Raw genomic sequence first — 15,619 nt, forward strand, 5'->3', positions numbered from 1 at the left:
TTTCTATTAATTTCAGTATATCATGTTTTTTTGAAAGCGCCTAACAAAATCCGAAATTTCCTATAAAAAATGTAGGGGGAATTTATCAGCTGGAGTTTGTACTTGAGTAAAAGTTATACACAATCTGTGGATAACTTTGTGAAATAAAAAATTGTTTTCCAAATGTTAGTTTAGAAAAAAGAGATAGAATGTATGAGTTGGGTACTAAGCTAGTCGGTTATAAAGACTGATAGAACAGGATATTGAGGGTGTTTTTACTTTAGGATGTCAAAAAAATGGTTGAGAGAAATCGTTTGGAAGTATATGAAATTAATTTGAAAGTTGATTGAAAGTTATACACAATCTGTGGATAACTTTGTGGAGGATTTGGTATAAATCAGAAAATCCCTTTGTACATGACAAAGAGATTTGGCTTATTAGTGATTTGGTAACCAGCTGAGGGTAAAGTCGAGAGATTGGGCGTTTAGCAAATCCTGGTGACCAATACTCTGAACTTCTTTTCCGTCAAGATGGCAGTCTTGTACAAAGTGGAAGTGTTCATGATTTTGTTGCGTACGAATATCCAACCACTGGTTTTTTTCTGCAAGATAGACACGAAGGTGATCAAAGAGCGGAATCCCAAGATCATAGCTTGCTTTTCCTGGGCAGGTCGGGTAAAGTCCAAGGGCAGACCAGACATACCAAGCCGATAAACTACCGTTATCCTCATCTCCTGGATAAGCATCCCAGCCAGCTCGGAAGGCTTTTTGACGGAGAGTCTTAATTAAGAGACTGGTATATTGGGGATAATTACTGTAGCGGAACAGATAAGGGATGTGGAAACTTGGTTGGTTTGAAATGGCTAGTTGACCAAATGGCGCTGTTGCCATTTCGCTCATCTCGTGAATTTCATATCCATAACCCGTCGTTTCAAAGAGTGGGATACTTTGACAAGCTTTTAAGAGATAGTTGCTAAAGGCTTCTTTTCCACCCATGAGTTGACTAAGTCCAGAAATATCGTGTAAGACGCCGAGACTGGCTTGGATGGCTGAGCATTCAGCGTAGTCACGGCCCCAACTATAAGGAGAAAAGTCAGGACGGAAGTTGCCATCTACATCACGCGCCCTCATATAACCTGTCTCAGAGTCAAAGAGGTTCTGATAGTTTTTAGAATAGTGAGCATAGGTTTGTGCCAGCTCTTTTTGACCTAATTTTGCTGCGCAAGTAGAGATACAAAAATCACTATAGGCATAGTCTAGTGTGTGACTGACACTTTCATGATAATCTGTTGATAAGTAGCCGAGTTCTTGGTATTGAGAAAGGCCATGACGTCCGTTGATAGCTTTTGGATCAGCCTTAGTCGCAGTTTCAAGCATGGCTTTGAGAAATTCCTCCTCAAGTTCAGGTGCCATGTCTTTACAAGCACTATCTGCAATAAGGCCATCAATCAAGGTGCCAGGCATCATCCCTCTTTCGTCAGGAGCCAGCCACTTAGGGAGGTATCCGGTGTCACGGTAGCTATTGAGGAAGCCTTCGAGAAACTGACGATAGTGCTCTGGAATAATCAAGGCAAAGAGTGGGAATGACGTGCGGAAGGTATCCCAAAAACCATTGTTGGTAAAGAGAAGACCTGGTTTAATTGTTCCTGAAGCGAGGTCTATATGAATCTCTTCTCCCTGTTCACTCACCTCATAAAAGGTTTGCGGGAAGAGAAAGAGTCTGTATAGACAATGATCAAAAAATGTTCGGTCTACAGAGCCGGTTTCCACGACATCAAATCGGCCTAGAAGATCTTCCCAACTTTTTTTGGCGTCTGCTCTTGTTTCTGTAAAATCCTGTTTAGGAAGATTAAAGAAAGCTTGTTCTTTGGAAATAAATGAAGTGGCCAATTGAATCTGAGCTTCCGCTCCAGCCAAATCAATACGCCAGTCTTGCCCCTCTTGATTGATAGATAGAATATCCGTAGAGAATGTGAGGGCAGTGTACATGACGAGAGGACTTTTATTAGTTTCGGTTTCACCTTCTTGTCTCAGGGCCAGAGTTCGCTTATCGACTTGTTCAACTGTCAGTTCATCTGCTGCGTGAAGATAGAGGGAGAGGGCTTTTCCTTGTGTTTGTCTTAGTTGAATAGAAGCTCCATGGCAAGTAGGACTTAGCTGCGTTTCAATCTGATAACGCTCAGAAAAAATCTTTAGAAAATGAGGATTGAAAATAGCACGTTCAAGATTATAAGAAGACTGACGATGGAAGAGAGAGTCACCTCTGATTTCTCCTGTAACAGGTGTCAGTAGCAACCAAGAATAATCGCCAATCCAAGGACTAGGCTGATGGGTTAGTCGAATACCCTGAAAGATAGGAAGGTGAGGATCAAAAAACCATGATCCTTCTTGATCACTGGTTTGGGGGACAAAGTAATTCATGCCAAAAGGAACACCTGTGTAGGGTAGGGTGTTTCCTCGTGAAAATGCATGTTTACTGGCTGTTCCAAAACGCGTATCAATGGTTTCAAGTATCGGTTTCATAGTGGTTTCCTTCAGTAGTTTTCTACATTATATCAGAAAAAGGATACTTTTAGAAAATGACTTCAAAATATAACAATTTTGTAGAATAATGACTAACATTTGTGTATATATTTTCTGGACTAAAAGCTATATACTGAAAATGAAAATTTGTTTGAAAGAGGCAAAATAGTTTATGGTTTATTCAAAAGAAATTGTCAGAGAGTGGCTAGATGAGGTAGCGGAGCGTGCTAAAGATCATCCTGAGTGGGTTGATGTCTTTGAACGTTGCTATACAGACACCTTGGACAATACAGTTGAGATCTTAGAAGACGGCTCAACTTTTGTACTGACTGGAGATATCCCAGCTATGTGGCTTCGGGACTCGACTGCTCAGCTGAGACCTTACCTTCATGTGGCAAAAAGAGATCCTCTCTTGCGTCAGACCATTGCAGGTCTGGTCAAACGTCAGATGACTTTGATTCTCAAAGATCCCTATGCCAACTCTTTCAATATTGAGGAGAACTGGAAAGGCCACCACGAGACAGACCATACAGACTTGAATGGCTGGATTTGGGAGCGTAAGTATGAAGTGGATTCGCTTTGCTACCCTTTGCAGTTGGCTTATCTTCTCTGGAAAGAAACTGGTGAGACTAGCCAATTTGATGAAACCTTTGTCACAGCGACCAAGGAAATCCTTCATCTTTGGACGGTGGAACAAGATCATAAGAACTCGCCTTATCGCTTCGTCCGTGATACTGATCGTAAGGAAGATACCTTGGTAAATGACGGTTTTGGGCCAGACTTTGCCGTGACTGGGATGACTTGGTCAGCCTTTCGTCCAAGTGACGACTGTTGTCAGTATAGCTACTTAATCCCGTCAAATATGTTTGCAGTAGTTGTCTTGGGCTATGTGCAAGAAATCTTTGCAGAATTGAATCTAGCCGATAGTGAGAGAATCATTGCAGATGCCAAACGCCTCCAAACTGAGATTCAAGAAGGGATCGAAAACTACGCCTACACCACTAACAGCAAGGGTGAAAAGATTTATGCCTTTGAGGTAGATGGTTTAGGAAATGCTAGTATCATGGACGATCCTAACGTGCCAAGTTTGTTAGCTGTTCCATATCTTGGTTATTGTGATGTCAATGATGAAGTGTATCAAGCCACTCGTCGCACTATTCTGAGCCCTGAAAATCCATACTTCTACCAAGGAGAGTACGCAAGTGGACTTGGAAGTTCTCATACCTTCTACCGCTATATCTGGCCGATTGCCCTTTCTATCCAAGGATTGACAACAACGGATAAGGCAGAGAAGAAATTCTTGCTAGATCAGTTGGTTGCCTGTGATGGTGGAACAGGTGTGATGCACGAAAGCTTCCACGTAGACGATCCGACACTCTACTCACGCGAATGGTTCTCATGGGCCAACATGATGTTCTGCGAATTAGTCTTGGATTACTTGGATATTCGCTAATACTCTTCGAAAATCAAATTTAAACCACGTCAGCTTCGCCTTGCCGTATATATGTTACTGACTTCGTCAGTTCTATCTACAACCTCAAAGCAGTGCTTTGAGCAACCTGCAGCTAGCTTCCTAGTTTGCTCTTTGATTTTCATTGAGTATAAGGAGCACGCTTTAGCTTCACTGATTCTTGTTAGAATTACAAGTTTATATTTAAAACATTAAAAATTTAAGTTAGAATGAGGTTTTACTCATGGAAAATGTTGTTGTACATATCATCTCTCACAGCCACTGGGATCGTGAGTGGTATCTACCTTTTGAAAGTCACCGTATGCAATTGGTGGAACTTTTTGACAATCTGTTTGATCTTTTTGAAAATGACCCTGAATTCAAGAGCTTCCACTTGGATGGACAAACCATCGTCCTCGATGACTATTTAGAAATTCGTCCTGAAAACCGTGACAAGGTGCAGCGTTATATCGACGAAGGCAAGCTCAAGATTGGTCCTTTTTATATCTTGCAGGATGATTACTTGATTTCCAGTGAAGCTAACGTCCGCAATACCTTGATTGGACAAGCGGAATGTGCTAAATGGGGCAAATCTACTCAAATTGGTTACTTCCCAGACACCTTTGGAAATATGGGGCAGGCTCCTCAAATCCTTCAAAAATCAGGTATTCACGTCGCAGCCTTTGGACGTGGTGTGAAGCCAATCGGATTTGACAATCAAGTCCTTGAAGATGAACAGTTTACCTCTCAATTTTCTGAGATGTACTGGCAGGGAGCTGATGGTAGCCGTGTACTCGGCATTCTTTTTGCTAACTGGTACAGTAACGGGAATGAAATTCCAGTGGATAAAGACGAGGCTTTGACTTTCTGGAAGCAAAAATTAGCAGATGTCCGTGACTATGCATCGACCAACCAATGGTTGATGATGAACGGCTGTGACCACCAGCCTGTACAGAGAAATATTAGCGAAGCGATTCGTGTGGCAAACGAACTCTTCCCTGACGTGACCTTTATTCACAGTTCTTTTGACGAATATGTGCAAGCAGTGGAAAGTGCACTTCCTGAACACCTATCAACGGTTACAGGTGAGTTGACTAGTCAGGAAACGGATGGTTGGTATACTCTTGCTAACACCTCTTCATCCCGTATTTACCTCAAACAAGCCTTTCAAGAAAATAGCAACTTGTTAGAGCAGGTTGTGGAACCGTTGACCATCATCACTGGCGGTCATAACCATAAGGATCAATTGACCTATGCATGGAAAGTGCTCTTGCAAAATGCGCCACACGATAGCATCTGTGGATGTAGTATTGACGAAGTTCACCGTGAAATGGAAGTTCGTTTTGCCAAGGTTAATCAAGTCGGGAATTTTGTTAAGACCAATCTTCTTAACGAATGGAAGGGTAAATTAGCTACTCAAAATGCGCAAAGCGACTACCTCTTTACCGTTGTCAACACAGCTTTACATGACAAGGTTGATACAGTTAGTGTTGTAGTGGATGTGGCTACTTGTGATTTCAAAGAATTGCATCCGACTGAAGGTTACAAGAAGATGGCAGCCGTGACCTTACCAACCTACCATGTTGAAGATTTGGATGGTCATGTCATTGAAGCTAAGATTGAAGACTTGGGAGCAAGTTTTGGTTATACTTTACCAAAAGACAAGTTCCGCCAACCCTATATTGCTCGTCAAGTGCGCGTGACAATCCCGGTCCACCTTGCTCCGCTTTCTTGGGCAAGCTTCCAATTAGTTGAAGGCCAAGTAGAATACCGAGATGGTATTTATCAAAATGGAGTCATTGATACCCCATTCGTAACAGTGAGTGTAGATGAAGGAATTACAGTTTACGACAAGACTACGAATGAAGCCTACGAAGATTTCATCCAATTCGAGGACCGTGGAGATATTGGTAACGAGTACATTTACTTCCAGCCGAAAGGAACTGAGCCAATTTATGCTCAACTGAAAGGTTATGAAGTCTTAGAAAACAATGCTCGCTATGCCAAAATCTTGCTCAAACATGACTTGACTGTTCCAGTTAGCGCAGATGAAAAATTGGATGCTGAACAAAGAGGCATTATCGAGTTCATGAAACGAGATGCAGGTCGTTCAGAAGAGTTGACAACCATTCCTCTTGAAACGGAGATGACCGTATTTGTGGATAATCCACAGATTCGCTTTAAAACTCGTTTTACCAATACTGCCAAGGATCACCGCATCCGTCTCTTGGTGAAAACTCATAACACTCGTCCAAGCAATGATTCTGAAAGCATCTATGAAGTTGTGACAAGACCAAATAAACCAGCAGCTTCTTGGGAAAATCCTGAAAATCCACAACACCAACAAGCCTTTGTTAGCTTGTATGATGATGTCAAAGGAGTGACAGTATCTAATAAAGGATTGCACGAGTATGAAATTCTTGGAGATGACACCATGGCTGTAACCCTTCTTCGTGCTTCAGGCGAACTCGGTGACTGGGGCTATTTCCCAACGCCAGAAGCTCAGTGCTTGCGTGATATCGAAGTTGAATTTGCAGTAGAATGTCACCAAGCAGGGGAACGCTTCTCCGCTTTCCGTCGTGCCAAAGCCTTCCAGGTGCCATTTACAGCTCTTCAAGTTGCAAAACAAGAGGGTAGCGTTGCAGCAACGGGTAGCCTCTTTAACCATCCGGCGCTGAACTTGCCACAAGTATGCCCAACAGCCTTTAAGGTGGCTGAGAATGAAGAAGGTTATGTCCTTCGTTACTACAACATGAGTCAAGAAAATGTTCGCGTGTCTGAAAAACAACAAACGATTCTTGATTTGTTGGAACGACCATATCCAGTTCATTCAGGATTATTGGCACCACAAGAAATTCGTACAGAATTGATCAAAAAAGAAGAAATTTAATTTCAAAAAGTAAACATAAACAGAAAGGAGGAGCGAAAAAGTAAGAACCAACTGCTGATTCGCTCCTTTTGCAGGTGAAAGCAGTGACCATTGCAACGATTGATATCGGAGGGACTGGCATTAAGTTTGCTAGTCTAACTCCTGATGGAAATATTTTAGATAAGACCAGCACCCCAACTCCAGAAACTCTAGAAGATTTATTGGCTTGGTTGGACCAACGCTTGTCAGAACAGGACTATCGTGGGATTGCTATAAGTGTTCCAGGAGCGGTCAATCAAGAAACAGGAGTGATCGAGGGGATCAGTGCCATTCCTTACATCCATGGTTTTTCATGGTATGAGGCCCTTGCTCATCACCAGCTACCTGTCCATCTAGAAAATGATGCCAACTGTGTTGGACTTAGTGAACTGCTAGCTCATCCTGAAATTGAAAATGCAGCCTGTGTTGTCATTGGCACAGGGATTGGCGGGGCTATGATTATCAATGGCAAAATTCACCGTGGTCGCCATGGCTTGGGTGGAGAGTTTGGTTACATGACAACTATCGAACCAGCAGAAAAACTCAATAACTGGTCACAACTAGCTTCTACAGGAAACATGGTTCGCTATGTCATTGAAAAATCAGGTCAGTCAGACTGGGATGGCCGTAAGGTTTATCAAGAGGCTGCAGCAGGTAATGCCCTTTGCCAAGAAGCCATTGAGCGTATGAATCGTAATCTAGCTCAAGGATTACTCAATATCCAGTATCTAATCGACCCAGATGTCATTAGCCTAGGTGGCTCTATCAGTCAGAACCCAGATTTTATCAAAGGGGTGCAAAAAGCGGTAGACGTCTTTGTGGAAAGATATGAAGAGTATACAATTGCACCAGTCATCCAAGCCTGCACCTATCAGGCAGATGCCAATCTCTACGGTGCCCTTGTCAACTGGTTACAGGAGGAAAACCAATGGTAAGATTTACAGGACTTAGTCCCAAACAAGCCCAAGCTGTTGAAGCATTAAAAAATCACATTTCTCTACCAGATGTAGAGGTGGCAGTCGTTCAGTCTGATCAAGCCTCCATCTCTATCAAGGGTGAGAATGAGCAGTATCAACTGACCTATCGTAAACCTCATCAACTCTACCGCGCCTTGTCTGTCCTAGCAACAGCTTTGGTAGAAGGGGATAAGGTAGAGATTGAGGAACAGGCGGCTTATGAAGATTTAGCCTATATGGCGGACTGTTCGCGAAATGCAGTGCTAAATGTTGCATCAGCCAAACAGATGATTGAGGTCTTAGCTCTCATGGGCTACTCAACCTTTGAGCTCTATATGGAGGACACCTACCAGATTGAAGGACAACCTTACTTTGGCTATTTCCGTGGAGCCTACTCAGCTGAGGAATTGCAGGAAATCGAAGCCTATGCCCAACAGTTTGACATGACCTTTGTGCCTTGCATTCAGACCTTGGCCCACTTGTCAGCCTTCGTCAAATGGGGTGTCAAAGAAGTCCAGCAACTTCGTGATGTAGAGGACATTCTCCTTATCGGCGAAGAAAAAGTTTACGACTTAATTGACGGCATGTTTGCGACTTTGTCTAAACTGCAAACACGCAAGGTCAATATCGGGATGGACGAAGCCCACTTGGTTGGTTTGGGACGCTACCTGATTCTCAACGGTGTTGTGGACCGTAGTCTCCTCATGTGCCAACACTTGGAGCGCGTGCTGGATATTGCTGACAAGTATGGTTTCCACTGTCAGATGTGGAGCGATATGTTCTTCAAACTTATGTCAGCGGATGGTCAGTACGACCGTGATGTGGAAATTCCAGAGGAAACGCGTGTCTACCTAGACCGTCTTAAAGATCGTGTAACCTTGGTTTACTGGGACTATTATCAGGATAGCGAGGAAAAATACAACCGCAATTTCCGCAACCATCACAAGATTAGTCATGACCTTACCTTTGCAGGTGGTGCTTGGAAGTGGATTGGTTTTACACCCAACAACCATTTCAGCCGTCTCATCGCTCTTGAAGCCAATAAAGCCTGTCGTGCCAATGATATCAAAGAAGTCATCGTGACGGGTTGGGGGGACAATGGTGGGGAAACAGCCCAGTTTTCTATCCTACCAAGCTTGCAAATCTGGGCAGAACTCAGCTACCGCAATGACCTAGACAGTTTGTCTGCTCACTTCAAGACCAATACAGGTCTATCCGTTGAGGATTTCATGCAGATCGACCTAGCCAACCTCTTGCCAGATTTACCAGGCAATCTCAGTGGCATCAACCCTAACCGCTATGTCTTTTATCAGGATGTTCTCTGTCCAATTCTTGACCAGCACATGACACCTGAACAGGACAAACCGCACTTCGTTCAGGCAGCCGAGATTCTTGCTAAAATCAAAGAAAAAGCGGGAAACTATGCTTATCTCTTTGAAACTCAGGCCCAGTTGAATGCCATTTTAAGTAGTAAAGTCGATGTGGGACGACGTATTCGTCAAGCCTATCAAGCGGATGATAAGGAAAGTCTGCAAGAAATCGCAAGACAAGAATTACCAGAACTCAGAAGACAAATCGAACACTTCCATACCCTCTTTAGCCACCAATGGCTGAAAGAAAACAAGGTCTTTGGCTTGGATACGGTCGATATCCGCATGGGCGGACTCTTGCAACGCATCAAGCGAGCAGAAAGTCGCATCGAGGCTTATCTGGTAGATCAGCTGGACCGTATCGATGAGCTAGAAGTGGAAATCTTACCATTTACGGACTTCTACGCAGACAAGGACTTCGCAGCCACAACAGCCAACCAGTGGCATACTATTGCGACAGCTTCGACTATTTATACAACATAGGAAATTTATAACAGATAGCTAAACATCTCCTTTTAAATAAATGGAGATGTTTTTTGATTTGGAGGTTGGGAAGGAGTATAATGAAGGTATAATACTCTTCTAAAATCAAATTCAAACCACGTCAGCTTCGCCTTGCCGTACTCAAGTACAGCCTGCGGCTCGCTTCCTAGTTTGCTCTTTGATTTTCATTGAGTATAAGGATAGTTTGGAGGTCTGGCCATGAAAAAGCTACTACTAGTCCTAGGTGCGAGTATGCTAGTTTTATCTGCTTGTCAAAAGACGACAGAAGATAGCGCAACTAGTCCATCAACAGCGAGGGAACAACAAGCAAAAGAAGTAACCAACTATTTTCACTACCTAGCAGATTCCTATCAGAAGGCTCTTTCGCACGAAAAAGAAGTCAAGGACGCAACTGTTCAATCACCTATGGCTGCTACTCTTGTAGCCATGGAAGAACTCCAGTTATCTCATCCTACTGACCAAGCCTTGATTATGAAGAATTACTCAGATTTTCAGAAGCTGGTCCAGTACAATACCGAAAAGTGGCAGGAAGAGTTTGTAAGCTGGGCTTCTTCTATGGGGCAGTCCTATCATAGACTAGATCATAGAAACTTTGATGAAAAAAATGAACTCATTGAAAAATTAAAAATAACAACTGTTTCTCAGAAAAAAGTCAGATGGAATATTTTCGGGGTATCCAGTGACAACGCCTATGATTACTTGGTTTTGGATGCCTACTATGACGATCAAGCCAGACATTTCTACCTATTTACACTCAAGGATGGGCAAGCGCAGGTTTTGTATGCTGATAAGACACTAGAAACTATCAGTGCTGCGAATTTTGAAGAGACTGAAAACACAGATTTAGCGCAAGGTTTTAAGGAATTTCTCTTAAAAACGGGCGTATCTACAGATGATGAGCCAGATACAGACTATAGTGCTCTAACAGACAAGATAAAAATAGCCATGGAATCCTATTCAGATAGTAAAGGTGAAAAATTTAAGTCGACTAACCTAGCAACATATGGTCGTTATTATGGGCTTGCAGTCCCAGATCAGATTATGCAATTTGGGCAAGTGGATGGAGAGAATTATACTTTTAAATGGCTCGACTATATTGCTGGTGTTGGTGAAAAACGGTTTGAAATCTTAGCCTGCTATCTGAATGAAGCAGGGACAGAGGTGATTCTATTTGGATACAAAGATGGTCGCCCTACTATTTTACATACTGAGGGGCAACCGGAGATTGAGAAAAACGAAGCAGGTACCATTATAAATGCCCAGGTTCATTTTGCTAGTTTTCACCAACCGATATTGGAAGGAGTTTTCAATTAGTAGAGATGGGCAACTCCTCTTGCAAGCAAGACGTTTCTCGTGAAACACACTTCTTATTATAAAAAAAGTTCTCCACATAAAATAATTTGTGGAGTTTTTTCTATAATTAGTAGTTTAAACTATCCTTAAAATAAGAGTATACTATTTTTGTAAACGTTATCAAATCTAAAAATTGTGAGATTATTAAGTTTTAGAAAAATAAAAAGGGAGGAAATTATGAACAAGTTTTCAAAAACTTTGAGAGATAATTGGATATTTCTCTTAATGGTTTTACCAGGGACACTTTGGTTGATCTTATTCTTCTACATCCCAGTATTTGGAAATGTGGTTGCCTTCAAAGACTACCATATGACTGGTGAAGGATTCGTCCACAGTATTATAAATAGTAAATGGGTTGGACTAGATAACTTCAGATTCTTATTTAGTTCAAAAGATGCCTTTGTCATCACTCGAAACACTGTCCTTTACAACCTTGGATTCATCTTTATTGGTTTGATTGTATCGGTTGGGATTGCCATTATCCTTAGTGAACTTCGCTCTAAGCAAATGGTTAAAATCTACCAAACTTCTATGTTATTCCCGTACTTCCTATCTTGGGTTATCATCAGTTTCTTTACAGATGCTTTCCTAAATATCGATAAAGGGCTTATCAATCACACCTTAGAAGCTCTCGGAATGAAAGGGATTAACTTCTACGCAGACATCAGTATCTGGCCTTACCTCCTCCTTTTCCTAGGTATCTGGAAAGGCTTCGGATACAGTAGTGTGATGTACTACGCTACAATCATGGGTATTGACCCAACTTATTACGAAGCAGCGACAGTGGACGGTGCTAGCAAATGGCAACGTATTCGCAACGTAACCATCCCTCAGTTGACACCACTTGTGACAGTATTGACCATCCTTGCAGTCGGAAACATCTTCCGTGCAGACTTCGGTCTCTTCTATCAAATCCCTCACAACGCTGGTCAGCTCTATAGCGTAACAAACGTATTGGACGTCTATGTCTTTAATGGTTTGACACAGACAGCAGACATCGGTATGGCTTCAGCAGCTGGTCTCTATCAGTCAGTCGTCGGTTTGATTCTGGTTATCCTATCAAACTTACTTGCAAGACGTGTTGATCCTAACTCAGCACTATTCTAGAAAGGAGGAGCATATGGCAAAAAAAATTCAAAAAGAAAAAATTGATAATGTTGGCATACACTCCTTCAGCAAGAAAGCAGATATCTTCTTTAGTATCATTTCTGGTTTGCTGGCCTTCTCTTGTATCTTGCCTTTCATCTTTGTCATCATTATCTCAGTTACAGATGAGAAGAGTATCGTTCAATATGGATATAGCTTCTTCCCATCACAGTTTGGATTAGATGGTTTTGAGTTTTTGGCTCAGTTCAAAGATAAGATTTTACAAGCACTCTTTATCTCAGTGTTTGTGACAGTTGTAGGTACATTGACAAACGTCTTTATCACTACAACTTACGCCTATGCCATCTCACGTTCAACATTTAAGTATCGTAAATTCTTTACAATCTTCGCTTTGCTTAGTATGTTGTTCAATGCTGGTTTGGTACCAGGTTATATCGTGGTAACTCAGTTGCTTCACCTTGGTGATACCATTTGGGCCTTGATTGTTCCGATGCTTCTATCACCATTCAATATCATGTTGATGCGTTCCTTCTTCAAGAAGACCATCCCAGAAGCAATCCTCGAATCAGCTCGTATCGATGGAGCTAGTGAAGCTCGTATCTTCTTCCAAATCTGTTTACCGCTCTCACTACCAGGTATCGCAACTATTACCCTATTGACAGCGCTTGGGTTCTGGAATGACTGGTTTAACGCCCTTCTTTACATCAAGAGTGATAACTTGTATCCATTGCAATATTTGCTCATGCAAATCCAAAACAACATGGATTACATTGCCAAGTCAGTTGGTATGTCAGGACAACTTGCGGTTGCCCTACCAAAAGAAACAGGTCGTATGGCCATGGTTGTAGTTGCGACTGTTCCGATTGCGATCCTCTACCCATTCTTCCAACGCTACTTTGTAAAAGGTTTGACTATCGGTGGTGTTAAAGAATAAGGAAGTCTAAGAAACAATGTTTCTTCTCTAACGCTGATTTTTCTGGCAAAGGAAAATCAACAATCTCAATTTGTTAATAACTTTAAAAATAAAAAAAGGAGTTTTTATAATGAAAAACTGGAAAAAATATGCTTTTGCATCTGCTAGCCTTGTCGCTTTAGCTGCTAGCCTTGCAGCTTGTGGAAACCTTAAAGGAAACAACCAAAAAGCTGCTGACTCAGCATCAGGTGACAAAACTGTTATCAAAATGTACCAAATCGGTGACAAACCAGATAACTTGGATGAATTGCTAGAAAATGCAAACAAAATCATCGGAGAAAAAGTTGGTGCTAAATTGGATATCCAATATCTTGGTTGGGGTGACTACGGTAAGAAAATGTCAGTTATCACTTCATCAGGTGAAAACTATGATATCGCATTTGCAGATAACTACGTAGTAAACGCTCAAAAAGGTGCTTATGCTGACTTGACAGAATTGTACAAGAAAGAAGGGGCTGATCTTTATAAAGCGCTTGACCCAGCTTACATCAAAGGTAACACTGTAAACGGTAAGATTTATTCTGTTCCAGTTGCAGCCAATGTTGCATCTTCACAAAACTTTGCTTTCAACGGCCCACTTCTTGAAAAATATGGAATTGATATCTCAGGTGTAACTTCATACGAAACACTTGAACCAGTATTGAAACAAATCAAAGAAAAAGCTCCAGATGTAATGCCATTCGCTGTTGGTAAAAACTTTATCCCATCAGAAAACTTTGACTACCCAGTTGCAAACGGACTTCCATTCGTCATCGACCTTGAAGGCGATACTACTAAGATCGTTAACCGTTACGAAGTTCCTCGTTTCGTAGAACACTTGAAGACTCTTCACAAATTCTATGAAGCAGGATACATTCCAAAAGACGTAGCAACTAGCGATACTTCATATGACCTTACTCAAGATACTTGGTTTGTTCGCGAAGAGACAGTAGGACCAGCTGACTACGGTAGCAGCTTGCTTTCTCGTGTTGCTAACAGAGACATCCAAATCAAACCATTTACTAACTTCATCAAGAAAAACCAAACAACTCAAGTTGCAAACTTTGTAATTTCAAACAACTCTAAGAACAAAGAAAAAGCAATGGAAGTGTTGAACCTCTTGAACACTAACCCAGAACTCTTGAACGGACTTGTTTATGGACCAGAAGGCAAGAACTGGGAAAAAGTTGCAGGTAAAGAAAACCGTGTTAAAGTCCTTGATGGATACAAAGGAAACACTCACATGTCAGGATGGAACACTGGTAACAACTGGATTCTTTACATCAATGAAAACGTTACAGATGAGCAAATCGCACAATCTAAGAAAGACTTGGAAACTGCAAAAGAATCTCCAGCGCTTGGATTCATCTTTAACACTGACAACGTGAAATCTGAAATCTCAGCTATCACTAACACTATGCAACAATTCGATACAGCTATCAACACTGGTACTGTAGACCCAGAAAAAGCTATTCCAGAATTGATGGAAAAACTTAAATCTGAAGGTGCTTACCAAAAAGTATTGGATGAAATGCAAAAACAATACGACGAATTCTTGAAAAACAAAAAATCTTAAGATAGATTGATTTCGTGTATTCATTCCTAAAAAGAGCGATCACTGCCTTGTCTGGTTTTTCCAGACGAGGTGGTGATTCTTTTTAGAGTAAATACATATAATTATATGCATTTTGAACCTAGGCATTTGCCTTACAAGCATCGTTGGTAATAAGTATATGAAAAAATACCATCTTATTTTCAAAACTAGTGCAATCTTATCCTACTTATTTTTCGTATATGGACTTTCTCAGCTAACACTTATAATCCAAAACTACTGGCAATTTTCTTCTCAAATTGGCAATTTTTTCTGGATTCGAAATCTTGTCAGTCTAGTCTTCATCGGACTGATGGTATGGATATTAGTCAAGACAGGTCATGGATATCTTTTTGTTATTCCTAAGAAAAAATGGCTGTGGTTTACAGTGCTGACAATTCTCGTAGCTGTGCTTCATATAACGTTTAATTTCCAAACGGCTAGACATGTTCAGTCTACCTATGAAGGTTGGGCTGTGTTAATCGGTTATAGTGAGACAAATTTTGCCGAGTTGGGACTCTACCTGTCCTTATTTTTTCTAGGGCCTCTGATGGAAGAGTTGATTTATAGAGGATTGCTCCAACATGCCTTCTTTAAAGATTCGAAATTTGGGCTTGACCTGATTCTTCCTTCGGTTTTATTTGCTCTTCCTCACTTTACAAGTTTTCCCAGTGTACTAGATATTCTTGTTTTTGCGACGTTTGGAATCCTTTATGCGGGTCTAACTCGCTATACCAAGAGTATCTATCCCGGTTATATCGTTCATGTTATCAATAATATCGTAGCAACCTTACCATTTTTGTTAACCTTTCTTCACCGAATATTTAGCTGAAACAAGATCTGAAAATGGTCTTGTTTTTCAATTTTCGGTCAAATAAATTGCATTCGCTTTCTTGGGAGAGTATACTGGTATAGTTGAATAAAAAA

At 41.3% G+C, this 15,619-nt stretch carries 10 protein-coding genes; 9 read left to right on the forward strand and 1 reads right to left on the reverse strand.

What is annotated here, in order from left to right; genetic code table 11:
- Window positions 1-416: 416 nt before the first annotated feature.
- Window positions 417-2,501 (reverse strand): GH92 family glycosyl hydrolase, encoded by a 2,085-nt coding sequence (locus GEZ89_RS00985; protein WP_153224661.1) that lies wholly within the window; start codon window positions 2,499-2,501, stop codon window positions 417-419.
- Window positions 2,502-2,673: 172 nt separating this feature from the next.
- On the opposite strand from GEZ89_RS00985, the gene GEZ89_RS00990 reads away from it, so the two are divergent.
- The 9 genes from GEZ89_RS00990 (at window position 2,674) to GEZ89_RS01030 (ending at window position 15,524) form a co-directional block, all read left to right on the forward strand.
- Window positions 2,674-3,954: a glycoside hydrolase family 125 protein gene (locus GEZ89_RS00990; protein ID WP_153224662.1), complete on the forward strand. Its 1,281-nt coding sequence runs from the start codon at window positions 2,674-2,676 to the stop codon at window positions 3,952-3,954.
- A gap of 241 nt (window positions 3,955-4,195) precedes the next feature.
- Entirely contained in the window at window positions 4,196-6,841 is a 2,646-nt protein-coding gene (locus GEZ89_RS00995; RefSeq protein ID WP_153224663.1) for an alpha-mannosidase, read from the forward strand.
- An 83-nt stretch (window positions 6,842-6,924) separates the two neighbouring features.
- Window positions 6,925-7,794, forward strand: coding sequence for an ROK family protein (locus GEZ89_RS01000; protein ID WP_322741463.1), 870 nt, complete (start codon window positions 6,925-6,927; stop codon window positions 7,792-7,794).
- On the forward strand, window positions 7,788-9,668 hold the full coding sequence (locus tag GEZ89_RS01005; RefSeq protein ID WP_153224665.1) for a beta-N-acetylhexosaminidase: 1,881 nt from the start codon (window positions 7,788-7,790) through the stop codon (window positions 9,666-9,668). Before GEZ89_RS01000 ends, GEZ89_RS01005 begins: the two co-directional genes overlap by 7 nt.
- 219 nt (window positions 9,669-9,887) lie before the next feature.
- The gene (locus GEZ89_RS01010) at window positions 9,888-11,003 is read left to right on the forward strand and encodes a DUF4767 domain-containing protein (protein WP_153224666.1); all 1,116 of its coding nucleotides are present in this window, start codon (window positions 9,888-9,890) and stop codon (window positions 11,001-11,003) included.
- A gap of 216 nt (window positions 11,004-11,219) precedes the next feature.
- Entirely contained in the window at window positions 11,220-12,149 is a 930-nt protein-coding gene (locus GEZ89_RS01015) for an ABC transporter permease (RefSeq protein WP_001032156.1), read from the forward strand.
- A 13-nt stretch (window positions 12,150-12,162) separates the two neighbouring features.
- Window positions 12,163-13,083: a carbohydrate ABC transporter permease gene (locus GEZ89_RS01020; protein WP_006149055.1), complete on the forward strand. Its 921-nt coding sequence runs from the start codon at window positions 12,163-12,165 to the stop codon at window positions 13,081-13,083.
- Window positions 13,084-13,192: 109 nt separating this feature from the next.
- Window positions 13,193-14,677, forward strand: a complete 1,485-nt coding sequence (locus tag GEZ89_RS01025) for an ABC transporter substrate-binding protein (protein WP_153224667.1) — start codon at window positions 13,193-13,195, stop codon at window positions 14,675-14,677.
- Window positions 14,678-14,834: 157 nt separating this feature from the next.
- Window positions 14,835-15,524, forward strand: a complete 690-nt coding sequence (locus GEZ89_RS01030; protein ID WP_153224668.1) for a CPBP family intramembrane glutamic endopeptidase — start codon at window positions 14,835-14,837, stop codon at window positions 15,522-15,524.
- The last annotated feature ends 95 nt before the right edge of the window (window positions 15,525-15,619 follow it).

The sequence above is a fragment of the Streptococcus mitis genome (assembly GCF_009496285.1).
Classification (GTDB): domain Bacteria; phylum Bacillota; class Bacilli; order Lactobacillales; family Streptococcaceae; genus Streptococcus; species Streptococcus mitis_BP.